The organism is Allobosea sp. GW821-FHT09G06 (genome assembly GCF_059416005.1).
Window position 1 is genome coordinate 934,341 of record NZ_JBWKOI010000002.1, and the last position, 25,786, is coordinate 960,126.

General features: G+C 67.2%; 21 protein-coding genes. 10 read left to right on the top strand and 11 right to left on the bottom strand.

Features of this window, described 5'->3' with window-relative positions:
- The first annotated feature begins 32 nt into the window (after nt 1-32).
- Nucleotides 33-1,808, top strand: coding sequence for an SLC13 family permease (locus tag AC07NY_RS14630; protein WP_494584426.1), 1,776 nt, complete (start codon nt 33-35; stop codon nt 1,806-1,808).
- On the opposite strand, the gene AC07NY_RS14635 is transcribed toward AC07NY_RS14630, so the two are convergent.
- A complete protein-coding gene (locus tag AC07NY_RS14635) occupies nt 1,809-2,807 on the bottom strand; it encodes a magnesium and cobalt transport protein CorA (RefSeq protein ID WP_494584427.1) in 999 nt (332 codons plus the stop codon).
- Nucleotides 2,808-3,276: 469 nt separating this feature from the next.
- Here AC07NY_RS14635 and AC07NY_RS14640 point away from each other — a divergent pair, with 469 nt between their 5' ends.
- Nucleotides 3,277-4,644: a dicarboxylate/amino acid:cation symporter gene (locus tag AC07NY_RS14640; protein WP_494584428.1), complete on the top strand. Its 1,368-nt coding sequence runs from the start codon at nt 3,277-3,279 to the stop codon at nt 4,642-4,644.
- Nucleotides 4,645-4,672: 28 nt separating this feature from the next.
- Here the strand turns inward: AC07NY_RS14640 and AC07NY_RS14645 are convergent, their stop codons facing one another.
- Complete coding sequence (locus tag AC07NY_RS14645; RefSeq protein WP_494584429.1) at nt 4,673-5,719, bottom strand: cysteine synthase A; 1,047 nt, start codon at nt 5,717-5,719, stop codon at nt 4,673-4,675.
- Nucleotides 5,720-5,860: 141 nt separating this feature from the next.
- On the opposite strand from AC07NY_RS14645, the gene AC07NY_RS14650 reads away from it, so the two are divergent.
- The 5 genes from AC07NY_RS14650 (at nt 5,861) to AC07NY_RS14670 (ending at nt 11,622) form a co-directional block, all read left to right on the top strand.
- Complete coding sequence (locus AC07NY_RS14650; RefSeq protein ID WP_494584430.1) at nt 5,861-7,099, top strand: class I SAM-dependent RNA methyltransferase; 1,239 nt, start codon at nt 5,861-5,863, stop codon at nt 7,097-7,099.
- A 172-nt stretch (nt 7,100-7,271) separates the two neighbouring features.
- Nucleotides 7,272-8,684 (top strand): FAD-binding oxidoreductase, encoded by a 1,413-nt coding sequence (locus AC07NY_RS14655; RefSeq protein WP_494584431.1) that lies wholly within the window; start codon nt 7,272-7,274, stop codon nt 8,682-8,684.
- A 169-nt stretch (nt 8,685-8,853) separates the two neighbouring features.
- A complete protein-coding gene (locus AC07NY_RS14660; protein ID WP_494584686.1) occupies nt 8,854-9,927 on the top strand; it encodes an ABC transporter substrate-binding protein in 1,074 nt (357 codons plus the stop codon).
- Between the two features lie 92 nt (nt 9,928-10,019).
- Complete coding sequence (locus AC07NY_RS14665) at nt 10,020-10,820, top strand: ABC transporter ATP-binding protein (RefSeq protein ID WP_492284147.1); 801 nt, start codon at nt 10,020-10,022, stop codon at nt 10,818-10,820.
- A 25-nt stretch (nt 10,821-10,845) separates the two neighbouring features.
- Nucleotides 10,846-11,622, top strand: a complete 777-nt coding sequence (locus AC07NY_RS14670; RefSeq protein ID WP_257732576.1) for an ABC transporter permease — start codon at nt 10,846-10,848, stop codon at nt 11,620-11,622.
- A 1-nt stretch (nt 11,623) separates the two neighbouring features.
- On the opposite strand, the gene AC07NY_RS14675 is transcribed toward AC07NY_RS14670, so the two are convergent.
- Both AC07NY_RS14675 and AC07NY_RS14680 read right to left on the bottom strand, forming a co-directional pair.
- Nucleotides 11,624-13,219, bottom strand: a complete 1,596-nt coding sequence (locus tag AC07NY_RS14675; protein ID WP_494584432.1) for a gamma-glutamyltransferase family protein — start codon at nt 13,217-13,219, stop codon at nt 11,624-11,626.
- Between the two features lie 51 nt (nt 13,220-13,270).
- Nucleotides 13,271-14,038, bottom strand: coding sequence for an SOS response-associated peptidase (locus AC07NY_RS14680; protein WP_494584433.1), 768 nt, complete (start codon nt 14,036-14,038; stop codon nt 13,271-13,273).
- A gap of 87 nt (nt 14,039-14,125) precedes the next feature.
- Between AC07NY_RS14680 and AC07NY_RS14685 the strand changes: the two genes are divergently transcribed.
- Nucleotides 14,126-14,626, top strand: a complete 501-nt coding sequence (locus AC07NY_RS14685; protein WP_494584434.1) for a hypothetical protein — start codon at nt 14,126-14,128, stop codon at nt 14,624-14,626.
- Between the two features lie 66 nt (nt 14,627-14,692).
- Here AC07NY_RS14685 and AC07NY_RS14690 read toward each other — a convergent pair whose 3' ends face one another.
- Both AC07NY_RS14690 and dxs read right to left on the bottom strand, forming a co-directional pair.
- Nucleotides 14,693-15,415 (bottom strand): TlyA family RNA methyltransferase, encoded by a 723-nt coding sequence (locus AC07NY_RS14690; RefSeq protein WP_494584435.1) that lies wholly within the window; start codon nt 15,413-15,415, stop codon nt 14,693-14,695.
- Between the two features lie 10 nt (nt 15,416-15,425).
- Nucleotides 15,426-17,336 carry a 1-deoxy-D-xylulose-5-phosphate synthase gene (gene dxs / locus AC07NY_RS14695; RefSeq protein ID WP_494584436.1) on the bottom strand — a complete coding sequence of 637 codons (1,911 nt, stop codon included), beginning with the start codon at nt 17,334-17,336 and terminating at the stop codon, nt 15,426-15,428.
- A gap of 179 nt (nt 17,337-17,515) precedes the next feature.
- Here dxs and AC07NY_RS14700 point away from each other — a divergent pair, with 179 nt between their 5' ends.
- Nucleotides 17,516-18,745, top strand: coding sequence for an MFS transporter (locus AC07NY_RS14700; RefSeq protein WP_494584437.1), 1,230 nt, complete (start codon nt 17,516-17,518; stop codon nt 18,743-18,745).
- Between the two features lie 7 nt (nt 18,746-18,752).
- On the opposite strand, the gene AC07NY_RS14705 is transcribed toward AC07NY_RS14700, so the two are convergent.
- From AC07NY_RS14705 to AC07NY_RS14720, 4 genes are all read right to left on the bottom strand, one after another.
- Nucleotides 18,753-19,673: a pirin family protein gene (locus AC07NY_RS14705; protein ID WP_494584438.1), complete on the bottom strand. Its 921-nt coding sequence runs from the start codon at nt 19,671-19,673 to the stop codon at nt 18,753-18,755.
- A 159-nt stretch (nt 19,674-19,832) separates the two neighbouring features.
- Complete coding sequence (locus AC07NY_RS14710) at nt 19,833-20,090, bottom strand: exodeoxyribonuclease VII small subunit (RefSeq protein WP_494584439.1); 258 nt, start codon at nt 20,088-20,090, stop codon at nt 19,833-19,835.
- A 76-nt stretch (nt 20,091-20,166) separates the two neighbouring features.
- Entirely contained in the window at nt 20,167-20,637 is a 471-nt protein-coding gene (locus AC07NY_RS14715) for an Lrp/AsnC family transcriptional regulator (protein WP_265058406.1), read from the bottom strand.
- A 142-nt stretch (nt 20,638-20,779) separates the two neighbouring features.
- Nucleotides 20,780-21,292, bottom strand: coding sequence for a tyrosine phosphatase family protein (locus AC07NY_RS14720; protein ID WP_494584440.1), 513 nt, complete (start codon nt 21,290-21,292; stop codon nt 20,780-20,782).
- Between the two features lie 104 nt (nt 21,293-21,396).
- Here AC07NY_RS14720 and AC07NY_RS14725 point away from each other — a divergent pair, with 104 nt between their 5' ends.
- On the top strand, nt 21,397-21,954 hold the full coding sequence (locus tag AC07NY_RS14725; protein WP_492284138.1) for a thioesterase family protein: 558 nt from the start codon (nt 21,397-21,399) through the stop codon (nt 21,952-21,954).
- 144 nt (nt 21,955-22,098) lie between these two features.
- Here AC07NY_RS14725 and AC07NY_RS14730 read toward each other — a convergent pair whose 3' ends face one another.
- Nucleotides 22,099-25,671, bottom strand: coding sequence for a hybrid sensor histidine kinase/response regulator (locus AC07NY_RS14730; protein WP_494584441.1), 3,573 nt, complete (start codon nt 25,669-25,671; stop codon nt 22,099-22,101).
- Between the last annotated feature and the right edge of the window lie 115 nt (nt 25,672-25,786).

Sequence of the window (25,786 nt, forward strand, 5' to 3'; positions counted from 1 at the left end):
GTGCTGACCGCGCGCGCTACGCTGAAGGCCGGATGACCCAGCCGCAGATTCTCTCCGTCCTTCTCGTCACCGGCATGATGGCGGCCTTCCTCTGGGGGCGGCTGCGCTACGACATCGTCGCGATGCTGGCGCTGCTCACGGCCGTCGCGCTCGGGCTGGTGCCGGCGACTGAGGCCTTCAAGGGTTTCTCCGACGACATCGTCATCATCGTCGGCAGCGCGCTGGTGCTGAGCGCAGCGGTGGCGCGCTCGCGCATCATCGAGCGGTTGTTCTCGAAGCTCGGCTCCGGCTTGTCCTCGACGCAATTGCAGGTGCCGTTGCTCGTCTTCGTCGTCGCGGTGATGTCGGCGATCATCAAGAATATCGGCGCGCTCGCGATGATGCTGCCGATCGCCTACCAGCTCGCCCGCAAGAGCGGGACATCGCCTTCGGTCTTCCTGATGCCGATGGCCTTCGCCTCGCTGCTCGGCGGCATCGTCACCCTGGTCGGCACTTCGCCCAACGTCATCGTCGCTCGCGTCCGGCAGGAGCTCGGCGGCGAGCCGTTCCGCATGTTCGACTTTGCTCCTGTCGGCATCGTCGTGGCCGTTGCCGGTTGCATCTTTCTGAGCCTCGGCTATCGCCTGCTGCCGCGCGATCGCCGTGGCGCCGTCTCGCTCGATCAGGCGATCGACATCAAGGACTATCTGACCGAGGCCAAGCTCAACGGGAAATCGCCGCTTGCCGGCAAGACGGTCGCCGATCTCAAGGCGATTGGCGAAGGCATCGAGATCGTCTCGATCCTGCGCAATGAGCGCCGCGTCCAGGCGCCGCTGCCCGATGCTTCGCTGAAGGCCGGCGACATCCTGCTTCTGCGCGGCGATGCCGCCGTGCTGGAGCGGGTCGTCGCCGAAGGCGGGCTCGACCTCACCGGCAAGGACCGCCCGACCCAAAAGGAGGATGCGCTCGATCCCGACCGCATCGCCGAGGCGATCATCGGCCCGGATTCGACCCTGATCGGCCAGTCGGCCGGCGATATCGCCCTGCATAGCCGCTTCGGCGTCAACATGATCGCGATCAGCCGATCGGGCGAGCGCTTCAGCCAGCGCCTGCGCGATATCCGCCTGCGGGCCGGCGATATCGTCGTCATCCAGGGCGACGAGAAGCTGCTGCCCGAAAAGCTCTCCGAGCTCAGCCTGCTGCCGCTGGCGGACCGGCTGGTGCCGCTGGGCTCGACGCGCCGCGTCGTCCTGACCGTGACGATCGTGCTGGCCGCCATCATCGCACTGGCGGCGGGGTTGGCCCCGGTGCCGCTCGTCTTCTTCGCTGCCGCCGTGCTGCTGATCGCCTTCCGCTGCGTGCCCTTGCGCGAGGCCTATCACAGCATCGATGCCCCGATCCTGCTGATGCTGGCGGCGCTGATCCCGGTCTCCGATTCCCTGCGGACCACCGGCGCGACCGATCTCTTCGCCTCCTGGCTCGCGATGATCGGCGGCGGTTTGCCGGGTTGGGCCTCGGTCGCGCTGATCTTGGTGGCGGCGATGGCCGTGACGCCTTTCCTCAACAATGCCGCAACGGTGCTGGTCATGGCGCCGATCGGCGCGGGCTTCGCGAAGAACCTCGGCTACAATCCCGATGCCTTCCTGATGGCGGTGGCGATCGGCGCGGCCTGCGACTTCCTCACGCCGATCGGCCACCAGTGCAACACGCTGGTGATGGGGCCGGGCGGCTATCGCTTCAGCGACTACGCAAGGCTCGGCGCGCCGCTCTCGGCTCTGGTCATCCTGCTCGCCGTGCCGATGATCCTGCTGATCTGGCCGCTCAAATAGCTACAACCAGCCGTTCCGCCTGAAGCGCCAGTACAGGATCGAGCAGGTGCAGACGATCAGCGTCAGCACGGAATAGTAGCCGTAATACATCTTGAGTTCCGGCATGTTCTCGAAATTCATGCCGTAGATGCCGGCCACCGCCGTCGGAACGGCCAGGATGGCGGCCCAGGATGCCAGTCGCTTGGTGATCAGGCTTTCCTGGCTCTGCCCGACCAGCAGGCTCGCCTCGAAGGCGAAGGCCAGCACCTCGCGCAGGCTGTCGATCTTCTCCTGCACGGTGCGGACATGGTCGGTCACGTCGCGGAACATCGGCGCGAGCGTCGGCCGGACCTGCGGCACCGTGCCGTTCATCAGGCGCTGGCAGACATCGACCAAGGGCGCCACCGCATTGCGCAGGCGCAGCAGGTCGCGCCTGAGCATGTAGAGCCGCTCGATATCGGAGCGTCCCATCGGCTTGGCCAGGATCTTGTCCTCGATCTCCTCGACCTCGTCATGGATCGCTTCCAGCACCGGCATGTAGTTGTCGACGATGAAATCGAGGATCGCGTAGAGGATGAAGTCCTCGCCCTTCGCCAGCGAGGTCGGGCAGGTCTCCCAATGCTGCCGCACCGACTTGTACGAGGTCGAGGCGCCGTGCCGGACGCTGACGATATAGCCGCGCCCGACGAAGATATGTGTCTCGCCGAAAGCGATACGCCCGTCGATCAATTGGGCCGTGCGGGCGACGACGAAGAGCGCGTCGCCATATTGCTCGAGCTTGGGCCGCTGATGTGCGTTGGTGGCGTCCTCGACCGCGAGGGGATGCAGGTTGAACTGCTGCTGCACGCAGCGCAGCAGCGCAGGCTCGGGTTCGCACAGGCCGATCCAGACGACATGGTCGTCCTTGCGTGCCCATTCGCCTGCCTCCGCGACGGGAATATCGGCGACGCGCACGCCATGGACATAGACGCCGGACGCGACGACGCCGTCCTGCTGCGGGTGCTCCTGTTCGGGCGGCATGGCGGCGTGCGGCGTAGCCCGCGGGGCGGGGGACGTGAGCCGGACTTCCGAGACTGACATGCGACCACCTCGCCGATCGCTGGATCATCGGAGTGCAGGCTAGAACCGTTCGATCTCCGTGGGAAACACTTTTCCGGCAAATGGGATGATGCGGCGAGGGGACACTCGCCGCCGCGCGCATCCGCGCCCCCTGTCATTCCGGGGCGCGCCAAAGGCGCGAACCCGGAACCCACGACCGGGCGAGCCGCCTATAACCCGACATGGAATGCCTCACCCAGTCGTGGGTTCCGGGTTCTTCGCTCCGCGAAGCCCCGGAATGACAGGTGAGCGAGTCTCAAGCGGATCAGGGAGAATATTTTTATCGCTTGAAGGCCAAAGAACGAAAATATCCGCTTTTGCAGCGGCCGGTTCCGGAGGTGTATAGGAACATTCATCTACGGCCATGGGCCGAAGCAGAAGAGATCCTGTCATGACCACCGCAATTCCCCGGACCGGCACAGCCGGCGCCGGTTCAAAACCGTTCTATTCGAGCTTCGGCTTCCAGGTGCTGGCGGCCATGGTGATTGGCCTCGTGCTGGGCTGGGTCGCGCGCAATATGGGCCCGGTCGCGCCCGGCCAGCCGAACTGGCTGACCGTCACGCTCGCGACCACCGGCTCGATCTTCGTGCAGCTCCTGCAGGCGCTGGTGCCGCCCTTGATCTTCACGGCGATCGTCGCCTCGATCAGCAACCTCCGCCAGCTCTCGAATGCCGCCGCTCTGGTCTGGCAGACGCTGCTCTGGTTCGCGATCACTGCCTTCATCGCCGTGCTGATCGGCATCGCGCTCGGCCTTATCATCCAGCCCGGCATCAATGCCGGCGTCGCCGCCGCCAGCGCCAAGGCGCCGGGCTCGGTCGGCTCCTGGCTCGATTTCCTGAAGGGGCTGGTGCCTGCCAACATGTTCGGCCTGCAGGCGACGACGCGCGTCGAGGGTAGCGGCGCGACCACGCGCCTCGGCTTCAATGTGCTGCAATTGCTGGTGATCTCGATCGTCGTTGGCGTCGCGGCCCTGAAGGTCGGCGAGCGCGCCAACAGCTTCCTTGCGCTGAACGAGTCGTTCCTCGCGATCGTCCGCAAGGTCCTGTGGTGGGTGATCCGCCTGACGCCGATCGGCACCATCGGCCTGCTTGGCAACGCCGTCGCGCAATATGGCTGGCAGACGCTGGAGCAGCTCTCCTGGTACGCCTTCGCCGTCTACCTCGGCCTCGCGATCGTGCTGCTCGTCGTCTATCCCGCGCTGCTCGTCCTGCACGGGCTGTCGCCGGCGCGCTTCTTCGCGGGCGCCTGGCCCGCGATCCAGCTCGCCTTCGTCTCCCGCTCCTCGATCGGCACCTTGCCGGTGACCGAGGCCGTGACCGAGAAGAGCCTCGGCGTGCCCAGCGAATACGCCGCCTTCGCCGTGCCGCTGGGCGCCACCACGAAGATGGATGGCTGCGCTGCGATCTATCCAGCGATCTCCGCGATCTTCGTTGCGCAGTTCTACGGCGTGCCGCTCGGCATCCAGGAATACGTCCTGATCGCCTTCGTCTCGGTGATCGGCTCGGCCGCGACTGCCGGCCTCACTGGGGCTACGGTGATGCTGACGCTGACGCTCTCGACGCTCGGCCTGCCGCTGGCCGGTGTCGGCCTGCTGCTCGCGATCGACCCGATCCTCGACATGGGCCGCACGGCGGTGAACGTCGCCGGTCAGGCGCTGGTGCCGACCCTCGTCGCCAAGCGTCAGGGCATGCTCGACCAGGCGCAATACGACCGCGCCGGCGATATCGAGGCGATCGACGCGAGCCCGCGGGCGGCGTGACGATAAGTGGCCTGGGGCGGCTGCCGCCTCAGGCCATCACCTTCGCGACGACCTGCTTCAGCGCCGAACCGTCGCGCTCCAGCCAGCCGGGAACCGGCAGGTTCTTGGAGCGCAGGAATTCCGGGTTGAACAGCTTCGACTGGTAGCGCGTGCCGTAGTCGCAGAGCACCGTCACGATGGTGTGGCCCTGCCCCATCCGCTGCGCCAGCCGGATCGCGCCGGCGACATTGATGCCCGACGAGCCGCCGAGGCACAGGCCCTCCTGCTCCAGCAGGTCGAAGACGATCTGCACCGCTTCCGCATCGGGGATCTGGAAGGCGACATCGACCGGTGCATCCACCAGATTGGCGGTGATCCGGCCCTGGCCGATGCCTTCGGTGATCGAGGAACCCTCGGCCTTGAGCACGCCCGCCGTGTAGTAGGAATAGAGCGCCGCGCCCATCGGATCGGCCAGCCCGATCGTCACCTTGGGATTGCGCGCCTTGAGCGCCATGCCGACACCGGCGAGCGTACCCCCTGAGCCGACAGCACAGATGAAGCCGTCGACCTGGCCCGCGGTCTGCTCCCAAATTTCCGGGCCCGTCGTGTCGAGATGGCCCTGACGGTTGGCGACATTGTCGAACTGGTTGGCCCAGACCGCGCCGTTCGGCTCCGTCTTCGCGAGTTCCTCGGCGAGCCGGCCGGACACCTTCACGTAGTTGTTCGGATTGGCGTAGGGCGCAGCCGGCACCTCGACCAGGGTCGCGCCGGCCAGCCGCAGCATGTCCTTCTTTTCCTGGCTCTGCGTCTCCGGGATGACGATGACCGAGCGATAGCCCAGCGCATTGCCGACGAGCGCGATGCCGATGCCGGTATTGCCAGCCGTGCCCTCGACGATGACGCCGCCCGGCTTCAATTGCCCCTTCGCCTCGGCATCGCGGATGATCGCGAGCGCGGCGCGATCCTTCACCGACTGGCCGGGATTCATGAACTCGGCCTTGCCGAGGATGGTGCAGCCGGTTTCCGCCGAGGCGCGTTCGAGCTTGATGAGCGGGGTGTTGCCGATGGCTTCGATGACGCCGTTGCGGATAGTCATGGCAGGATTTCCCAATTTCTCTCCGACCTGATAGGCGAAAGCCTCTCAGCGGTCATCAGTGAGCGGGCCTTTCGCCCCGAGTTCGGAACAATGCCAGTTGCCAAGCCGCAAGCCGGAGAAATTTCTTCTCCGAAGCTCGCCATGAATGAAGTTCTCACCGTCGATCGCCTCGGCCAGAAGGGCGATGGCATCGTGCAGGCCGCCTCCGGCAGCATCTTCATTCCCTATGCGCTGCCGGGCGAGACCGTGCGCGCCGTGGTCGATGGCGAGCGGGGCCAGCTCGTCGAGATCATCGCGCCCTCCGAGTCCCGCATCGCCGCGATCTGCCCGCTCTTTACCCGCTGCGGCGGCTGTGCGGCCCAGCACATGGCGCCCGGCCTCTACCGCGAATGGAAGCGCCAGCAGGTCGTCACCGCCTTGAGCCGTGCCGGCATCGAGGCTCCGGTCGGCGATCTCGTCGATGCCCATGGCGCCGGCCGCCGCCGCGTCACCTTTCATGCCCGCCGCCAGGGCGAGGCGATGATTGTCGGCTTCATGGCGGCGCGCAGCCATGATCTGATTTCCGTCGAAGCCTGCCCGGTGCTGGCGCCGAGGCTCGACCGCGCGCCTGCCGTCGCCCTGATGCTGGCGAACCGGATGGGCGGCGCGAACAAGCCGCTCGATATTCAGGTCACCGCCTCGGAAGCAGGGCTCGATGTCGATATGCGCGGCCATGGCCCGATCGGTGACAAGCTGAGGCTTGCCCTGACGCAGCTTGCCGAGCGGCTCGATCTCGCCCGGCTTTCCAACCATGGCGAGATCGTCGTCGAGCGCCGTCCGCCCTTGCAGCGCATGGGCAAGGCACTCGTCGCACCGGCCGCGGGCGGCTTCCTGCAGGCGACCGCGGCTGGCGAGGAGGTGCTGGCCGGGCTCGTCATGGCGGCCCTGCCCAAGGGCAAGCGCGCGGCCGATCTCTTCGCCGGCTGCGGCCCGTTCAGCTTCCGCATCGCGGAGAAGATGCAGGTGCTCGCCATCGAAAGCGACAAGGCGGCGATGCTGGCGCTGGCCAAGGGCGCCGGTGCGACGCAAGGGCTCAAACCCATCGCGACCGAGACGCGCGACCTGTTCCGCCGCCCGCTGCTGGAGCATGAGCTCAACGGTTTCGACGTGATCGTGCTCGATCCGCCGCGGGCCGGAGCGGAGGCGCAGGTCAAGCGTTTGGCGGCGTCCAAGGTCAAGGACGTGATCTACGTCTCCTGCGATGCGGCGAGCTTCGCGCGCGACGCCGCGACCCTCGTTGCGGGCGGCTATGCGCTGGAGGCCGTGACGCCGGTCGACCAGTTCCGCTATTCCGCTCATGTCGAGCTCGTCGGCGTGTTCCGGCGGGGCAGGAAGGGCTAACGCCGGTCCGAACATTCAGCCCTCATCCTGAGGAGCCGCGAAGCGGCGTCTCGAAGGATGGTCTAGGAGGCTCCGGAGACATCTGGAGCATCCTTCGAGACGCGCTTCTTACAAAGCGCTCCTCAGGATGAGGGCTGAGGTTCGAAAAGGCTTGTGAGGGCAGGGCTTCAGGATGAGCGCAATTCTCGATCGCATGGCCGGTATCGTCGGCGCGAAGAACGTCATCACCGACGCCGACGCGATGGTGCCCTATCTCAAGGAATGGCGCGATCTCTTCCGCGGCAAGGCGCAAGGCATTGTCCGCCCCGGCTCGACCGCCGAGGTTGCCGAGCTGGTGAAGCTTGCGGCCGAGACCGGCACGGTGCTGGTTCCGCAGGGTGGCAATACCGGTCTCGTCGGCGGCCAGATACCGATCTCCGAGGGCCGGGAGGTGATCCTCTCGCTGCAGCGCCTCGACAAGATCCGCGCCGTCGACACCGATGGCGACACGATGATCGTCGAGGCCGGCGTCACCCTGAAGCGGGCGCAGGATGCGGCGGAGGCCGCCGGCCGGCTCTTCCCGCTCTCGCTGGCCTCGGAAGGCTCCTGCACCATCGGCGGCAACCTCTCGACCAATGCCGGCGGCACCGCCGTGCTGGCCTATGGCAATGCCCGCGAACTCTGCATGGGGCTTGAGGTCGTGCTGCCGGACGGGCGCATCTGGAATGGGCTGCGCCAGCTCCGCAAGGACAATACCGGCTACGATCTGAAGAACCTCTTCATCGGCGCCGAAGGCACGCTCGGCATCATAACTGCGGCGGTGCTGAAGCTCTTCCCCGCGCCGGCGGCGCGCGCCACCGCCTTCCTCGCCGTTCCCGACCCGGCGGCGGCGCTCGAATTGCTGAACGCCGCCAAGGCCGGCGCGGGTGGCACGCTCACCACCTTCGAACTGATGCCGCGTATCGGCATGGATTTCGTCCTGCGCCACGCTTCCGGCACGCGCGATCCGCTCTCCGAGCCGTCGCCCTGGTATGTGCTGATGGAGGTTTCCGCCCAGCAGGCTTCCGGCCTCGACGAGCATGTCGAGGCTTTCCTGGGCGAGGCCCTGGAGAAGGGCATTGTCACCGATGCGGCTTTGGCGGGCTCGCTCGCCCAGCGTGCCGATTTCTGGAAGTTGCGTGAGATGCTTTCGGAGGTGCAGACCTATGAGGGCGGCTCGATCAAGCACGACGTTTCCGTGCCGATCCATGCGACGCCGGAATTCCTGGCGCGGGCCATCGCGGCAGTGGAGGCGATGGTGCCGGGCTGCCGGCCGGTGCCCTTCGGCCATCTCGGCGACGGCAACATCCATTTCAACGTCAGCCAGCCGGTCGGCGTCGACAAGGCGGGCTTCCTCGGGCGCTGGAGCGAGATGAACGAGGCGGTCCACGCCATCGTCACCGAATTGCACGGCTCGATCTCGGCCGAGCACGGCATCGGCCGCCTCAAGCGCGACCTGCTGCCCGGCGTGAAGGATCCCGTCGAGCTCGACCTGATGCGGATGCTGAAGCGCACGCTCGATCCCAAGCGGATTCTCAATCCGGGCGCCGTGCTGGCGCAGGATTGATCCTGAGGTCGAGAGCCTGACCGTCCAATCGGCAGCCTGCACCGGGAAAGGCTGTCGCCGGAGGCTCCTGCTCAAAAATTTGGCAGGATGGCCCGGCCGCTCGATTGACCGTTTTTCGCGGCATCTCTAGCCTTCGCCCTCATAACGATAACATGAGGGGTTGGCTGCTATGATCGGCGTGACGCGGATGCTGTCGAATTGTGCGCGCAAGCGGGGCAGGGGGCCGACGCGCCGCGCGCTCGCCGCGCTGGCTCTGGCCGGAGCGGCTGCGATGGCCGGGGCGCTGCCCGCCGCCGCCCAGACGCCGATCAAGTTCACGCTCGACTGGGTTTTCCAGGGCCCGACCTCGCCCTTCCTCGTCGCGCTCGACAAGGGCTACTACAAGGCCGAGGGGCTCGACGTGACCATGGACCCCGGCCAGGGCTCCGCCGGCGCGGTCCAGCGCGTCGCGACCGGCGCCTATGACATCGGCTTCGCCGATGTGAACTCGCTGATCGAGTACAACGCCAAGAACGTCGGCAAGGAAATCCTCTGCGTCTTCATGGCCTACGACTTTCCGCCCTTCGGCGTCCACGCGCTGAAGAAGAGCGGCATCACCAAGCCGACCGACCTCGCCGGCAAGAAGCTCGGCGCGCCGGTCTTCGACGCCTCGTTTCGCCTCTTCCCGGCCTTCGCCAAGAAGAACGGCATCGACGCGGCCTCCGTCCAGCACGTCAACCTGACCCCGCAATTGCGCGAGCAGTCGCTGGTGCAGGGCACGGTCGATTTCATCTCCGGCCACTATTTCTCGTCGATCCTCGACCTGAAGGCGCGCGGCGTGAAGCCGGAGGATGTCGTCTCCTTCAACTACTCCGACTACAAGATGGATGTTTACGGCAACGGCATCATCGTCTCGCCGGCGTTGGCCGCGAAGCCGGAGGTCGTGACCGGCTTCCTGCGCGCCACCGCCAAGGCCTGGCGGGAAGTCGCCGCCAGCCCGGCCATCGGCATCGCCGCCGCCAAGAAGCGCGATCCGCTGATCGACGAGAAGCTGGAGGCCGAGCGCCTCGACATGTCGCTCAGGCTCAACGTGCTGACCCCCTTCGTCAAGGCGAACGGCATGGGCGATGTCGATCCCGCGCGCTTCGCCCGCTCGGTCAAGGATGTCGCCGAGGCCTTCGGGCTGCCGTCGGCGCCTGAGCCGGACAAGGTCTTCACCGGAAAATTCCTGCCGCCGAAGGCGGATCGGATTCTCGGCCCCTGATCCTCAGCCGTCATGGCCGGGCCAGACCCGGCCATCGCGCCCGAGCCTTTTCCTCCCCGAGCTTCTCGGGGCAAGCCCGAGACGACGCCCGGATGGCTGAAACACACGAAGGTCCCCTCGTCGAACTGCGGCAGGTCAGCCTCGCCTATGGCAGCGGCCCCGGCCGCATGCAGGCGCTGGAGGATGCGACGCTTTCCATCGCCAAGGGCGAGTTCATTGCCGTGGTCGGCCCGTCCGGCTGCGGCAAGTCGACCCTGATGAAGCTCGTCACCGGGCTGCTGCCGCCGACCGGCGGCGAGGTCCGCGTGCACGGGCAGGTGGTGAAGGGCCCGATCCGCGGCGTCGGCATGGCCTTCCAGGCGCCGACGCTGATGCCCTGGCGCACGACGCTCGACAACATCCTGCTGCCGCTGGAGGTGGTCGAGCCGCACAAGCGCCGCTTCCGCGCCAACAAGGCCGAGTATGTCGCGCGTGGCGAGGCGCTGCTGGCTTCGGTCGGCCTCGGCGGCTTCGGCCAGAAATATCCCTGGCAGCTTTCGGGCGGCATGCAGCAGCGCTCGAGCCTGTGCCGCGCGCTCGTCCACGAGCCCGATATCCTGATGCTCGACGAGCCCTTCGGCGCGCTCGACGCCTTCACGCGCGAAGAACTCTGGGGCGTGATGCAGAAGCTCTGGATGGAGCGCCGCTTCACGGCAGTGCTCGTGACGCACGACCTGCGCGAGGCGGTCTATTTGGCCGACACGGTCTATGTGATGAGCCGGCGCCCCGGAAAGATCGTCAAGATCCGCAAGATCGAATTGCCGCGTCCGCGCACGCTGGAGACGACCTTCACGGTCGAGTTCGTCGATATCGTCCATGAGCTGCGCGAGCGCATCCATATGGAGCATGCGTGATGCGGCCCCCGGCAGGACAAAGATCATGACGGAACCTCAGAAGCGCATCCTGCTTCTCGCCATGCCCTGGCTTGCCATGGGCGGGTTGCTGCTGGCCTGGGAGATCGCCTGCATCGTCTTCGACGTGCCGGAAATCCTGGCGCCGCGCCCGAGCCGCATCATCGAGACGATGATCCTGCGCTGGGACATCCTGCTGCGCTTCTGCCTGGAGACGCTCTGGACGACGCTGATCGGCTTCGCGCTGGCGATCGGCTTCGGCCTGCTGCTCGGCCTGGCCGTCGGCGCATCGCCTTTCGTCTATTCGGGCCTGTATCCGCTGCTGATCGCCTTCAACGCGATCCCGAAGGTCGCGATCGTGCCGATCCTGATGATCTGGGTCGGCGTGGGGGCGCTGCCGGCGGTGATCACCGCCTTCGTCATCTCGTTCTTCCCGATCGTCGTGAACGTCGCCACGGGCCTCGCCACCATCGAGCCCGAGATGCGCGACGTGATGCGTTCGCTCGGCGCCAGCCAATGGGAAATCCTGACCAAGGTCGGCGTGCCCCGCGCGATGCCCTATCTCTTCGCCAGCCTGAAGGTCGCGGTGACGCTCGCCTTCGTCGGCTCGGTGCTGTCGGAGACGGTCGGCGGCAATCGCGGCATCGGCTTCCTGATGCTGTCGGCCGGCGCGCGCAACGACGCGCCGACGACCTTTGCCGGCCTGTTCTCCATCGCCATCATGGGCATCGCGCTCTATGCACTCTGTGCCCTGGTCGAGCGGCGGATGACCCGCTGGGCCTTCCGCGGCGAGATCGTCGCCTGAGCTATGGCGTCGCGACGTAGCCGTCGCGGCGCGGGTCGGCAGCGCCGGTGAAGACGCCGGTCGCGGGATCGACCGCGACCGCCTGCATGCCGCCGCAGCGCATCGTCCAGCCGACATCGAAGGCGCGCGCCTCGTGTCCGCGCCTGACCAGTTCGGCGATCGTCTCGGGCGTGATCCGGTTCTCGATCTCGACGAGGCGGCCGTCCCAGAGCCGGGCGCGCGGCGCCTCGATCGCCTCCTGCAGCGGCAGGCCGTAGACGAGATGCTGGACCATGGCTTGAGCCTGCGTCTGCATGATGCCGTAACTGCCGGGCGTGCCGAGCGCGAGTACGGGCTTGCCGTCGCGGGTCGAGAGCGTGGGCGACATGCACATCGGCAGTTCGTCGCCGGGCTTGGAGCGGTTCGGGCTGCCGGGCTGGACATCCGCCCAGTACAGGAAGTTGTTGAAGCAGAGCCCCGTGCCGGGTACGACCACGCCGCTGCCGAACGGGCTGCCGAGGCTCTGCGTGATGCAGATCAGGTTGCCCTCAGCGTCAGCGACGGAGAGCGAGGTGGTGTGCGCCGGGTCTTCCTTGTCCTGTGGCACCCATTGCTCGGTTGGCCCGGTCACTGGCTTGCCGTCGGTCAGGCGCTGGCGCAGACGCGCGACTGAGGCATCCGACATGATCTCGGCGAGCTTCTCCGGCGAGGGATTGTTATGGGCGATGCGCTCGCCCGCCGCGAGGCGGATCGCGCGATAGACCAGGTCGAGATGATCAGCCCCGTCCCTCGGTTTGGATGCGAGATCGACCCCGTCGAGCAGGCGCAAAGTCAGCAGGAATTGGAAGCCTTCGCAGGGCGGCGGCGGCACATGCACGGAGAGCCCCTTGAAGCTCGCCGCCATCGGCTCGCGCCAGACCGTCTTAACAGCGGCAAGATCGGCCATGGTCAATGACCCGCCGAGCGCCTGCAGATGCGCGATGACTTTCTCGCCGAGAGCGCCGCGATAGAAATGCTCAGGCCCCTTCTCGGCGATCTCGCTTAGCGTCTTCGCGAGATCCGACTGGACGACCACGGAGCCCAGATGCATCGGGCCGTTGGGCTGGTAATTCTTCGACCAGGCCGGATAGAGCGCGGGAATCGCCTTCAAGAGCGGGTCGTTCTCCTCGAACTCCGCCGCGCCGAATTCGGCCAGCGCGAAACCGTCCCGCGCCAGCGCGATGGCCGGCGCGAAGACCTCGGCCAAGGACTTGCGGCCATAGGTCTTCACCAGCTCGCACCAGCCGGCGAGATTGCCGGGCGAGGCGACGGCGAGCGCGCCGCGCTCCAGGTCGGTACGCTGGCTGAACCGGTCAGCCGGGAAGCTTGCCGGGATCGGCGGCACGAAATCGAGCACGCGCACGCGCTTCTCGGCCGCGACCCACATCGTCGAGAGACCCATGCCGGCGAGCCCCGACATGAAGGGCTCGACCACGTTGAGCGCGGCGGCGGTGGCGGCAGCGGCGTCGAAGGCGTTGCCGCCCTGTGCCAGTAGCTTTGCGCCGGCCTGTGCCGCCAGGGGATGGGCGGCGGCGACCATGCCGTGGCGGGAGGTCATGGTGGGGCGGCGGCCGTGCATGTCAGCGTCTCCTCGTCGTCTTCTGATGACGATCAGAGCACGAATCCGGCGCTAGAACAGGCTGCCTTGCCCGTCATCCGCGGGAGGCCGGGTCGCTTTGCGCGCATGGCGCTTCGGTTCCTCGGGCGCTTCCTGATGCGGAAGCTCGGCCAGCGGCAGTTGAATTTCGGCCGAGTCATTCGCGACCTTGTTGACCGCGTTGCCGATGGCGACGGCCTCCAGCAGATCGTCCGGCGGCGGCCTGAGCAGGCGCCCGGTCTGTTCAGGCGTGGCCTGCGGATCGAGCCAGGCCTGGTAGTCGCGGGGATCGAGGATGATCGGGCTGCGGTGATGGATCGGGGCCATCGTGCCGTTCGCCGGCCCCGTCATCATCGCGACCGTGTCGATCTCGGACCCGTCAGGCGAATGCCAGGTCTCCCACAGCGCCGCGAAGGCGAAGAGACCGCGATCCGGCTTGCGGAACAGGAAGGCTTCGTTCCGGGCTTCCTTGCCGGTGCCGCTGCGCCGCCATTCGTAGAAGCCATCCGCCGGCAGCAGGCAGCGCCGCCGCGTCAGGGCGTTGCGGAAGGAGGGTTTTTCGGCCGCGCTCTCCATGCGGATATTGATGACGAGCGGGAAATCCTTGGGGTCCTTGACCCAGCCGGGAATGAAGCCCCAGCGCATCAGCATGAACTGCCGCGCGCCGTCATGCAGCCTGACGATCGGCACCGGCTGCGTCGGCGCGATATTGTAGCGCGGCGGGAAATTCGGCTGCTCGCGATAGCCGAAGGTCTCGCGCATCGCCTCGGGTGGCAGGGTGATCGCATAGCGTCCGCACATGCCCGCTGTTTACGTCGAGACGAGCGCTCGGAATCAACACTTTATTTGCGGTTGCACCAACATAGTCGCGCCGATTTGGGGTAGCGGATGAGCGTCATCGCGACGGACATGCTGGCGGGAACGGCGGCCGAACGGCTCGATGCCGGTGTCCACCCGCGTCTGTCGACCGATTTTCTCAATCGCTACAGCGAAGCCCTGATGCTGATCGAGATGGTCGCGATGGACGAGACCATCCTCGCCGATCTCCAGGCTTGGCAATCCGTCGGCTATCGCGAGCATTTCGCCGCATCGGCCCTGCGCTGCGCCGCCTCGGCTCTCGCTGCTTACGACGATCTGAACCCGAACCGGGCCCGGGCCTTCGACGAGGCCTGCCATGCGATGACGCGGCTGGTGCGCACGGTGACGGCGCTTCTCGCGGAAACGCCGCCTCAGCCCGAGCTGCCGGTCATCATCGAGGTCGCCAGCGAGGCCCTGCGTCGGCAGATCGCCCGCACAACCCAGTTCATCAACGCGAATGGCTCGATCGATATCGGAAAGTTCGAGGATACCGCCCTCCAGGCGCAGATCGACGCCTTGCTCGCGCGCTAGTTAGGCATTCGTCGCAGCATCGGATGATTCCGAAAAGTGCATGCCACTTTTCGGAATCATCCGATGCTAGCGCCGCGCTCCCACGAGAAACTCGCGGTTGCCGTCGCCGCCCTCGATCGGGGAGGGGATCGGACCTTCAACCGCGAAGCCCAGCCCCTGCAATGTCGCAACGATCTCGTCGCAGACTTGGATTTGGATCGCCTCGTCCCGCACGATGCCCTTCTTGAGCGCAGCACGGCCGGCCTCGAATTGTGGCTTGATCAGCGCCGCGATGCCGGCGGTCGGCGCGAGCAGGGCAGCGACTGCCGGCAGCACCAGCTTGAGCGAGATGAAGCTGACATCGATTGCCGCAAGGCTCGGCCGCTCGGGCAGGGCCTCGACATCCAGCGTGCGGATATCCTGCCCCTCGAAGCTGGTGACGCGCGGATCGGTCCTTAGCGAGTGATGGAGCTGGTCACGCCCGACATCGACGGCGACGATATGGCGCGCGCCGCGTTGGAGCAAGAGGTCGGTGAAGCCGCCGGTCGAGGACCCGACATCGAGGCAGGTCAGCCCCTGCGGATCGAAGCCGAAGGCGCCGAGCGCACCCGCCAGTTTCAGCCCGCCACGCGAGACGTAAGGATGCGGCGCCTGCGCGGTCAGCTCGGCATCATGGGCCACCATTTCCGAAGCCTTGCGTACAGGCGTCCCGTTGACGGTGACCAGTCCGGCCGCAATCGCGGCCTGCGCCCTTGCCCGGCTCTCGAAGAAGCCGCGCTCGACGAGCAACTGGTCGGCCCGGCTCTTCATGCCGGTGCCGTCAGGCCAGCTTCACCGCGCTTGGCGTGCCCAGCGCGGTCTCGACGGCCTTGATGATCCCGGCGGCGTCGAGCCCGGCGGCGGCATACATCGCGTCCGGCTTGTCATGGTCCTGGAAGACGTCGGGCAGGGTCAGGCTCCGAATCTTCAGGCCGGCATCGAGCGCGCCGTTCTGCGCCAGCAGATGCAGGACATGGCTGCCGAAACCGCCGACCGAGCCTTCCTCGACCGTGACGAGAACCTCGTGCTCGCGGGCGAGCTTCAGGATCAGGGCCTCGTCGAGTGGCTTGGCGAAGCGGGCATCGGCGACGGTGGTCGACAGGCCACGCTGCGCCAGCAAATCCGCGGCCTTGAGGCATTCGGCCAGACGCGTCCCGAGCGAGAGCAGTGCGATCCGCGAGCCCTCGCGGACGATGCGGCCCTTGCCGATTTCGAGGGGTACGCCGCCGTCGGGGATCTCGACGCCGACGCCTTCGCCGCGCGGATAGCGGAAGGCAATCGGCCCGTCCTCATAGGCTGCGGCGGTCGCGACCATATGGGTGAGCTCGGCCTCATCCGCCGCCGCCATCACCACCATGTCCGGCAGGCAGGCGAGATAGGCGATGTCGAAGGAGCCGGCATGGGTCGCGCCATCGGCGCCGACGAGCCCCGCGCGATCGAGCGCGAAGCGCACCGGCAGCTTCTGGATCGCCACGTCATGCACGATCTGGTCGTAGGCGCGCTGCATGAAGGTCGAGTAGATCGCGACGAAGGGCTTGTAGCCCTCGGTCGCGAGACCGGCCGCGAAGGTCACGGCGTGCTGCTCGGCGATGCCGACGTCGAAGGTGCGGCCCGGGAACTCCTTGCCGAAAGCGTCGAGACCGGTGCCGGAGGGCATCGCGGCGGTGACAGCGACGACCTTGTCGTCCTCCCGCGCCTGCTTGATCAGGGCCTGGGCGAAGACATTGGTGTAGCTTGGCGCATTCGCCGGCGCCTTGGCCTGCTGGCCGGTGACGGGGTCGAACTTGACCACGCCATGGTACTTGTCGGCGCTGGCCTCGGCCGGGGCATAGCCCTTGCCCTTCTGCGTAACGACATGGACGAGGATCGGGCCACTTTCGGCATCGCGGACATTGCGCAGCACCGGCAGCAGATGGTCGAGATTATGCCCGTCGATCGGCCCGACATAGTAGAAGCCGAGCTCCTCGAACATTGTCCCGCCGGTCCAGAAGCCACGCGCATATTCCTCGGTGCGCTTGGCCTTGTCGTGGAAGAAGCGCGGCAGCTTTTCGGCGAGCTGCTTGGCGACCTCGCGGATCGAGCGATAGGTCCGCCCCGAGACGAGCCGCGCCAGATAGGCCGACATGGCGCCGACCGGCGGAGCGATCGACATGTCGTTGTCGTTGAGGATGACGATGAGCCGCGAGCCGAGCGCGCCGGCATTGTTCATGGCCTCATAGGCCATGCCGGCCGACATGGCGCCGTCGCCGATCACGGCGATGACGTTGTTGCGCTCGCCGGCGAGATCGCGCCCGACCGCCATGCCGAGCCCGGCCGAGATCGAGGTCGAGGAATGCGCCGCGCCGAACGGGTCGTAGGCGCTCTCGGCTCGCTTGGTGAAGCCGGAGAGTCCGCCCGGCTGGCGCAGCGTGCGGATGCGCTCGCGCCGCCCGGTCAGGATCTTGTGCGGATAGGCTTGGTGGCCGACATCCCAGATCAAACGATCGCGCGGCGTGTCGAAGACATGATGCAGCGCGACGGTAAGCTCGACCACGCCGAGCCCGGCGCCGAGATGCCCGCCCGTGACGGAGACGGCGTCGATCGTTTCGAGCCGGAGCTCGTCGGCGACCTGACGCAGCTTGGCGTCGTCGAGGGCCCGCAGATCGGCGGTGTCGTGGATCGTGTCGAGGAGCGGCGTGGCGGGACGGGGCACGAGGCTGTCTGATCCTTCGCTGGGATGCCCTCGAAATAGAGCCTGCGCGCCGCGCTTGCAAACCGCAGTTGCGGTTTCGACCAAGTCGACGACGCACGCCACCTTGCCACGAAACGGGTGGTTCCGGCGCCGGCAACGGATTTCAGTGCGTAAACGACCGCTTCCGGGGATATCACACCATGCAACCGACCGATGCCACGCCCTTGCCTACGGCATTCCGCCGCATCGGCTGGTCCAATCTCTTCGCCCAGTTCTCGGAGCAGATCGCGCTTGCCGCCGCGCCTTTGGCGGCCGTGCTCCTGCTCGCGGCCGGGCCGGCCGAGACCGGCTGGCTGCAGACGGCGCAGACCTTACCCTTCCTCCTGCTGTCGATTCCCGCCGGCTTGATGGTCGACCGCGCCTCGCGGCGTCGGCTGATGGTCGGCACCGAAATGCTGCGCGCAGTGTCCCTGCTGGCGATCCCGCTCTTGCTCGCAGCCGGAAGCCTGAACTTGTCTTGGCTCGCACTGCTCGGCGCGCTCGGTGCCATCGGCACGGTCTGCTACAGCGTCGCCGCGCCGGCTTTCGTTCCCTCCGTCGTGCCGCGCGAGCGGCTGGCCGATGCCAATCGCTGGCTGGAGCTGGCGCGCAGCGCCGCCTATGCCGGCGGCCCGGCACTCGGTGGGGCGCTCGTCGGCTGGATCGGCGTTTCCACCGCCTATGGATTGGCGGCTGGGCTCTCGATCCTCGCTGCGATGCTGCTGGCCCGCCTGCCCAGGGACGAGGCGCCGTCAGGCCCGCGCCGCGACCTGCTGCATGACCTGAAGGAGGGCGCCCGCTTCGTCGCCGGCCATGATCTGCTCCGGCCGATCCTGATGACCGCCGTGTTCTTCAATGTCTCCTGGTTCATCTTCCAGGCGGTCTATGTCGCCTATGCCGTCCAGAATCTGGGCCTGAGCGCCACGCAGGTCGGCATCTCGCTCGGCATCTACGGCGCTGGCATGATCGTCGGCGCCATCCTCGCACCGGCCATCGCGAGGCAAGTCACCTTCGGAACGCTGATCCTGCTCGGGCCTTTCGCCGGGCTATGCGCGGCCGGCGTGATGTTCGCGACGCTCTGGATGCCCTCGGTCTATCTGGTCGCCGCGAGCTTCTTCCTGTTCGGCGTCGGGCCGATCATCTGGACGATCTCGACCATGACATTGCGTCAGGCGGTGACGCCCAACGCGATGCTGGGCCGCGTCTCGGCCCTGATCATGACGGCGACCTTCGGCGCGCGGCCGATCGGCGCCGCGATCGGCGCCTCCGTCGCGGCAAACCTCGGCATCGCCGCCTGTCTGGCTCTGGCGACCGCTGGCTTCCTAGTCCAATTGCTCCTGATCGGCTTCTCGCGAGTGCCGCGTCTGCGGGATATTTCCGAGGCGGTTTGAGACGGCCTCAACCCTCCGGGAGCGGGATGAACTCGCTCTCGTCGCCGGGCACGGTGTCGAAGCGGCCGGTCTTCCACTCGTGCTTGGCCTGCTCGATCCGCTCCTTCGAGGACGAGACGAAGTTCCACCAGATGTTGCGCGGGCCGTCCATCGGCTCGCCGCCGACGATCATCACGCGGGCCTGGTCGATGGCGAGGATCGAGATGCGGTCGCCCGGCTTGAAGACGAGGAGCTGGCCTGCGCCGAACTCGTCGCCGGCGATGTCGACCTTGCCCGAGACGATATAGATCGCGCGCTCGTCATAGTCGGGATCGAGCGGCAGGATCGCGCCGGGCGAGAGCACGGCCTCGGCATAGAGCGCATCCCACGGGAACTTCACCGGCGAGGTCTGGCCATAGGCCGAGCCCATGATCAGGCTGATGCGCTTGCCGCCTTCGACGATGCGCGGAAGATCGCCTGCGCCATGATGCTTGAACTCGGGCGCGACCTCCTCATGTGTCTTCGGCAAGGCGAGCCAGGCCTGGATGCCGTAGAGCTTCGGCCCGCTGGCGCGGGCCTCCATGCCGGTGCGCTCGGAATGGACGATGCCGCGCCCGGCCGTCATCAGGTTGACCGCGCCCGGCTTGATCGCCAGCGCCGTGCCGAGCGAGTCGCGATGCATGATCTCGCCGTCGAAGAGATAGGTCAAGGTCGAGAGCCCGATATGCGGGTGTGGGCGCACGTCCAGCCCCTCGCCGAGATGGAATTCGGCCGGGCCCATCTGGTCGAAGAAGATGAAGGGGCCGACCATGCGCTGGCCGATCGCCGGCAGCGCCCGGCGGACCTGGAAGCCGCCGAGGTCATGGGAGCGGGGCACGATCACCTTCTCGATCGCCTCGCAGGAGCGGGCATCGCCCAGGATCGGGTCGTCGGCGGGAAGTTGCGACATGAGGGCCTCCTTGGTTGAGACCGAATCTCGCTCCGGAGAGGCGCGCAGGCAAGCGCCCGGCCGCAACCGGCTGCTGGCAGAAATGCAATGCCGCGACACCCGGGGTGCCGCGGCATTGCGTGGTAATCTCAGCTTTGAGCGCTTTGGCGCTCGGCCGGCTCAGTTCTCGACGTCGAGCGGGGCAGCGCCCGTCGGCCTGCCGTCGGCACCGAGCGTGATGCGCTCGATGCGGGCCTCCGCCTGCTTCAGCAGCGCGTCGCAGCGCGCTTTCAGCGCCTCGCCGCGCGTGTAGATGGCGATCGATTCCTCGAGCGGTACGTCGCCGCGCTCCAGCCGCGCGACGATGGCTTCGAGTTCCTTCATCGCCGCCTCGAAGGGCAGGGCGGCGACATCGGCGTTGGTCTTCTCTTCGCTCACGGCCTGATTCCTCTTTGCGGGTGAGCTTATCGGCTGGAGCGCGTCCGGCCGCAACCCGTCTCGGGGCACTGCTGACTCAGACCGGCAGGGCCGAGGTCTTCTTGATCGTGCGCAAGGTCAGCGTCGACTGCACGCGGGTGACGCCCGGCAATTGCGTGATGATATCGGTGTGGATGCGCTCGAAATCGGCGCTGTCGCGATAGATCACACGCATCAGATAGTCATGCGCGCCGGCCAGCAGATGGCATTCGAGGATTTCGGGCAGGCTCTGTACTGCCTGCTCGAAGCTCTCCAGCGAGGCGCGGCCCTGCTGGTCCAGCGTGACGAAGACGAAGGCCGTGCCGGGGAAGCCCGCGATCTTGTCGTCGAGCATCATCGCATAGCCGCGGATCAGGCCGCTTTCCTCGAGCTGGCGCACGCGGCGCAGGCAGGCCGAAGGCGAGAGATGCACCTTCTCGGCAAGGTCTGAATTGGTGATGCGCCCGTCCTGCTGGAGAATCCGCAGGATGGAGCGGTCGCGCGAATCGAGCTCGATCGTCGTGGTCACAATGAAGGCCTCCCGCGCGATGCATCGTCGCAAAATTCACGTGATGCAAGCAATCTTCTGCAGCGATTGGGCAAAAGTGCCGTAGCATTCACAGCGTCGGTAGAGAAAGCCTGCAGGAAGCTGCGTGGCCTGAAGCGGTACTTCAGGCGAGCGGCATGGCGAACGGCGTGCCTTCGAAAGCATCGGCGCCGCGCCCGATTCGCTCGATCGCGCGGATCATCCGGCCGCGCCGGCCGAGCGCCGTATCGGCCAGCGCGACAAGCCGGGCATTCGGTGTCGCTGAAGGGGCAGCAGCGCGCAGGGCGTCGGCCACCTCGTCCTCGTCTCGGTCGGGGCCAAGCGCGCAGGCGGCGATATAGGCGGCAGCCGTCGAACGGCTGATCCCGGCCCAGCAATGGATCACCATCGGCTCCGCGCGATCCCAGTCGCGCAGGAAGGCGAGGAGCCGCGCCATATGCTCCTGCCCTGCGAGGACATGGCCGTCGAGCGCTTGGCTGATGTCGGACATCCCCAGGAAAAGGTGCCGCTCGGGCGCGATTCCCGCCGGCCGCGCGACGGTCGTGCCGACATTGATCAGCGTGACGAGATGTCGGGCGCGGACGGCTGCGACCGTCTCGTCGAGCCGCGACAGCGGGGAAACGTGGAGGGTGGGCAAGGACGGGCTCCGGAGCAGTGGCAGACGATAGCATGATCGACAGTGCCGGCATCTCCATGACATGGAGGCACAGCTCCGATCGATCCAGCGCCGAAAAGCTCCCCATGAATCTCTGGTTCCGCCTGATCTGGCTCCTGCTGACGACGCGCTTCCGCCCGCGGCTCGACCTGCCGGCAGACGCGTCCGTCCTGCCCTTCCGGGTCTGGTTCCACGATCTCGACACAAGCCTGCACATGAACAACGGCCGCTACTGGACGCTGATGGACCTCGGCCGGCTCGACCTGATGCTGCGCAGCGGCCTGTGGCGCGCGGTGCTGCGCCATCGCTGGCTGCCGGTGGTCAATGCCGGCACGATCCGCTTCCGCCGCGAGATGCGCCTGTTCCGCCCGTTCCGGGTCGAGACGAAGATCATCTGCTGGAGCGAGAGCTGGCTGGTGATGCAGCACCGCATGCTGATGGCTGGCCGCGACGGTACCGAGATCGTCGCTGCGGTCGCGCTGGTCCGGGCCGCCCTCTACGACAAGAAGGCGCGGGCCTATGTCCCGGTCGCGCGTTTGCTCGGCGAGATCGGCGTCACCGCGGAGAGCCCGGAGCCGAGCCCGGAAGTCGCGGCCTTCCTCGCCTCGGAAGACGCCATGCGCAACGCCGCCTCGGCGGCCTGAGAGAGCGCACGAACCTCTACCGTCATCCCGGATGGAGCGAAGCGGAACTCCGGGATCCATCGTAAGGCTCAGCGCTTTACGATGGATCCCGGGGCAAGCCCGGGATGACGGTCTTGGTTCCGAGTGTGAAATGCGGCGGAGGCGTTACTCTGCCGCCAGCCGCGTCGCCCGCCACTGGGCCAGAAGCGCCCGCAGGGCGGCGGGCTTCAATGGCTTGTTGAGCAGGTGGACGTCGAGCGCGTTCGCGGCCTCGCGCACATGCGGCGTCCGGTCGGCGGTGAGCAGGATCGCCGGCATCGGCGTGCGGGCGCGGGCCCGGAGCGCGCTGATCGCGGTCAGTCCGTTGCCATGGTCGAGATGGTAATCGGCGATCAGGACATCGGCCTCGCCCTTGCTGCCGACATGGGGCAGCGCCTCTTCGAGGCTGGCGGCGATGGTGACCCGGCAGCCCCAGCCTTCGAGCAGGCGCTTCATGCCGTCGAGGATGGCGGGTTCGTTGTCGAGCACGAGCAGCCGCATGCCCGCGAGCTGGCCCGCAGGCGCGTTGCGCGGTGCGGCTGCCGTCGTCATCGCCGGCAGCGGCGCGGCGCGCGGGACCGAGATCGAGAAGCGCGTGCCGCGTCCCGGTGCCGAATCGAGTGTCAGCCCGTGGTCGAGCGCGCGCGCGATGCGCTGCACGATCGAGAGCCCGAGGCCCAAGCCCCGCGCCACCTTCGCGCCCTGATCGAGCCGCTGGAACTCGCGGAACACGGTCTTCTGCTTGCTCTGGGGGATGCCCAGACCCGTATCGATCACCTCGACCGCGACCTGGCTGCCCCGGCGGCGGCAGCCGATCAGCACCTTGCCGTTCGGCGTGTACTTGATCGCGTTGGAGATCAGGTTCTGCAGCAGACGGCGCAGCAGGCGCCGGTCCGAGCGCAAGGTCAGGCTGGTCGGCATGAAGATCAGCTTCAGGCCCTTTTCCTGGGCGCTCGGCTCGAATTCGCGCTGGAGCTGGCGCATCAGCTCGTCGAGCCGGAAGGAGGACAGCTCCGGCTTGAGCGCGCCGCCATCGAGCCGTGATATCTCCAGCAGCGCCGTCAGGATCTCCTCGACGGCGTCGAGTGAGGCGTCGATATTCTCGGCCAGCTCGGGCTGCCCGCCGCTGCGATCACGCTCGACCAGCGAGGTCGCGTAGAGCCGCGCGGCGTTGAGCGGCTGCAGGATGTCGTGGCTGGCGGCGGCAAGGAAACGCGTCTTCGAGGCATTGGCCGCCTCGGCTTCCGCTTTGGCGCGCTGGAGCTCGGCATTGACGTGGAGCAATTCCTCTGTGCGTTCGGCGACGCGGCGTTCGAGGCCTTCGTTGGCGCGTTCGAGTTCCTCCTCGCCGGCGACGGTGTCGGTGATGTCGGTATAGGTCGTGACGAAGCCGCCATCCGGCAGGGCGTTGGTGCGGACCTCGATGACCTTCTTCGACGGGTAGAGCTTGAGGCGCACCGGCTCGCGGTCGTTGATGAAGCTTTCCAGCCGCGCCGCCATCAATTCGTCGCGCGCGCCCGTGCCATAGGCGCCCCGCGCTGCGTTGAAGCGGACGATCTCGTCGAGCCCCGTGCCGAATCGGACCAGCGAGGCCGGCAGGTCGTAGAGCTGGATGAAGGCCTGGTTCCAGGCGAGCAGGCGCAGGTCCCGGTCGAGCACGGTGATGCCCTGGCCGGCATGGTCGAGCCCGTGCTGGAGGATGTCGCGATTGTACTGGAGCGCGGCCGAGGCATCGTCGAGCAGCTTGAAGGCGGCCTCGGTTGAGAGGTTGCGCCGCTTCAAGAGCAGCGAGAGCACGAGGCGCGAGGAGGCCGCGCCGATCGCCGAGGAGAGCAGGTGCTCGCCGAAACGCAGCAGGTGGATATCGGCCTGTCGGCCACTTTCCGAGGCCTCGCCGCGGCCGCTGTTGAAGCCCTCGAAGGCGCGCTGGGTGCGCTCCGCCCCGAGATAGCGCGCGATCGTCGATTGCAGCTCGCCCTCGGTGATGGTGGTGCGCCAGAGCGAGAAGGACTGCGCCATCGTCGTCGGCTGGGATTCGACGAAGGCGTTGGCCTGCAGCCTTTCCATCGCGTTGGCGGGCCGCAGCAGCGAGAAGCCGATATAGGCGAGGACGTTGAAGCTCAGGCTCCAGAACACGCCGTGCGGCAGTGCCGGCCATTCAAGCCCGAACAACCCCTCCGGCCGGAAGATGCCGGCGCCGAACGGGCCATGGGCGACGATCTCGCTCCACCAGCCGCCGGGCAGGGCGAGGCTCGGCATTAGCAGCGTATAGGCCCAGACCAGCGTTCCCACCGTCAGCCCGGCCGCAGCGCCCAGCGCCGTGCCGCGCCGCCAGAACAGGCCGCCGAAGAAAGCCGGCGCGATCTGCGCCGTCGCCGCGAAGGAGAGCAGGCCGATCGAGACCAGCGCCGCCTCGCCGGAGGCGCGGTAATAGAGATAGCCGAGCAGGATCACGACGAAGATGCTGATCCGCCGGATGACCACCACCTGCGAGCCGAGATCGCCACCGAGATTGCTGTTGCCGTCGCCGCGCCGGCCGAACAGCCGCACGGCGCGCCCGGGATCGCTCAGGCCGCGCCTGCCGCGCAGCAGCAGCGGCATCACGAGATGGTTGGAGATCATGATGGCGAGCGCGACCGAGGCGACGATCACCATCGCGGTCGCCGCCGAAAGTCCGCCGACGAAGACGAGCAGCGCGATCATCCCGGCCTCGCGCTGCAAGGGCAGCAGCAGCACCGTCATGTCGCGGTCGATGCCGCTGCCGGGGATGAGGATCTCGCCGGCCGCCGCCAGCGGCAGAACGAACAGGTTGATCAGCACGAGATAGAGCGGGAACATCCAGGCCGCGCGGCGCACGTCGCGGACGTCGCGGTTCTCGACGATCGTCATGTGGAACTGCCGGGCCAGCAGCAGCGACGCGCAGCTCGACAGGAAGGTCAGCGTCAGGAAATTCGGCCAGCTCGAGGTGCGCTCCCAGATCGGCAGGGCGCCGTTGGCCGGATGGGCCGCCTGCGCCAGCAGGTCGCCGGCACCGCCGAACAGCCCGTAGACGATGAAGAAGCCAAGCACGAGGAAGGCGACGAGCTTGATCAGCGACTCGACGGCAATCGCCAGCACCAGCCCGTCCTGATGCTCGGTCGCGTCGATATGGCGGGTGCCGAAGGCGCAGGCGAAGCCGGCAAGCACGACCGCGACGAGGAAGGGCAGGTCGCTCAATACCGGCACGTCCGGTGTCGGCGGATGGCCGCCGGTCGCAGCCAGGAAGACCGAGAGCGAGTTGGCGACGGCCTTCAGTTGCAGCGAGATATAGGGCAGGGCGCCGATCACCGCGACGAGGCAGACCAGCGCCGCGACGCGCTCGCTCTTGCCATAGCGCGCGCCGACGAAATCGGCGATCGAGGTGATGTTCTGCGATTTGGCGATGGTGACGATGCGGCCGACGAAGCGGTGGCCCAGCCCGATCACGAGGATCGGCCCGACATAGATGCCGAGGAAGTCGAAGCCCGCGCGATTGGCGAAGCCGACCGAGCCGTAGAAGGTCCAGGAGGTGCAATAGACGCCAAGCGCCAGCGCATAGACCGTCGTGCGCGCCCGGCCGGCCATCAGCTTGCGCCCGGAGGTGTCGGCCATATGCGCGACGGCGAAGAGCCCGCACAGATAGGCCAGCGCGACCAGCACCACGGACCATGCGGGGATCATGCCGCCCTCGCGGGTGCGGTATGCGAACGAGGCCGGGATGCAGGCGCCATGGAATTCCGCTTCTTGGTTCGCCGCAGAGTATCGGACGGCTTGTCGGCTCGCCATAGGCCATTGG

Bases quoted from the DNA above. Each gene is read 5' to 3' on its own strand.
- AC07NY_RS14690 (WP_494584435.1), bottom strand. From the start codon at position 15,415: ATGAAGAGCCGGGCCGACCAGTTGCTCGTCGAGCGCGGCTTCTTCGAG.
- AC07NY_RS14685 (WP_494584434.1), top strand. From the start codon at position 14,126: ATGAGCGTCATCGCGACGGACATGCTGGCGGGAACGGCGGCCGAACGG.
- AC07NY_RS14700 (WP_494584437.1), top strand. From the start codon at position 17,516: ATGCAACCGACCGATGCCACGCCCTTGCCTACGGCATTCCGCCGCATC.
- AC07NY_RS14665 (WP_492284147.1), top strand. From the start codon at position 10,020: ATGGCTGAAACACACGAAGGTCCCCTCGTCGAACTGCGGCAGGTCAGC.
- AC07NY_RS14655 (WP_494584431.1), top strand. From the start codon at position 7,272: ATGAGCGCAATTCTCGATCGCATGGCCGGTATCGTCGGCGCGAAGAAC.
- AC07NY_RS14675 (WP_494584432.1), bottom strand. From the start codon at position 13,219: ATGCACGGCCGCCGCCCCACCATGACCTCCCGCCACGGCATGGTCGCC.
- AC07NY_RS14660 (WP_494584686.1), top strand. From the start codon at position 8,854: ATGATCGGCGTGACGCGGATGCTGTCGAATTGTGCGCGCAAGCGGGGC.
- AC07NY_RS14680 (WP_494584433.1), bottom strand. From the start codon at position 14,038: ATGTGCGGACGCTATGCGATCACCCTGCCACCCGAGGCGATGCGCGAG.
- AC07NY_RS14670 (WP_257732576.1), top strand. From the start codon at position 10,846: ATGACGGAACCTCAGAAGCGCATCCTGCTTCTCGCCATGCCCTGGCTT.
- AC07NY_RS14640 (WP_494584428.1), top strand. From the start codon at position 3,277: ATGACCACCGCAATTCCCCGGACCGGCACAGCCGGCGCCGGTTCAAAA.
- AC07NY_RS14645 (WP_494584429.1), bottom strand. From the start codon at position 5,719: ATGACTATCCGCAACGGCGTCATCGAAGCCATCGGCAACACCCCGCTC.
- AC07NY_RS14630 (WP_494584426.1), top strand. From the start codon at position 33: ATGACCCAGCCGCAGATTCTCTCCGTCCTTCTCGTCACCGGCATGATG.
- AC07NY_RS14650 (WP_494584430.1), top strand. From the start codon at position 5,861: ATGAATGAAGTTCTCACCGTCGATCGCCTCGGCCAGAAGGGCGATGGC.
- AC07NY_RS14730 (WP_494584441.1), bottom strand. From the start codon at position 25,671: ATGATCCCCGCATGGTCCGTGGTGCTGGTCGCGCTGGCCTATCTGTGC.
- AC07NY_RS14725 (WP_492284138.1), top strand. From the start codon at position 21,397: ATGAATCTCTGGTTCCGCCTGATCTGGCTCCTGCTGACGACGCGCTTC.
- AC07NY_RS14705 (WP_494584438.1), bottom strand. From the start codon at position 19,673: ATGTCGCAACTTCCCGCCGACGACCCGATCCTGGGCGATGCCCGCTCC.
- AC07NY_RS14635 (WP_494584427.1), bottom strand. From the start codon at position 2,807: ATGCCGCCCGAACAGGAGCACCCGCAGCAGGACGGCGTCGTCGCGTCC.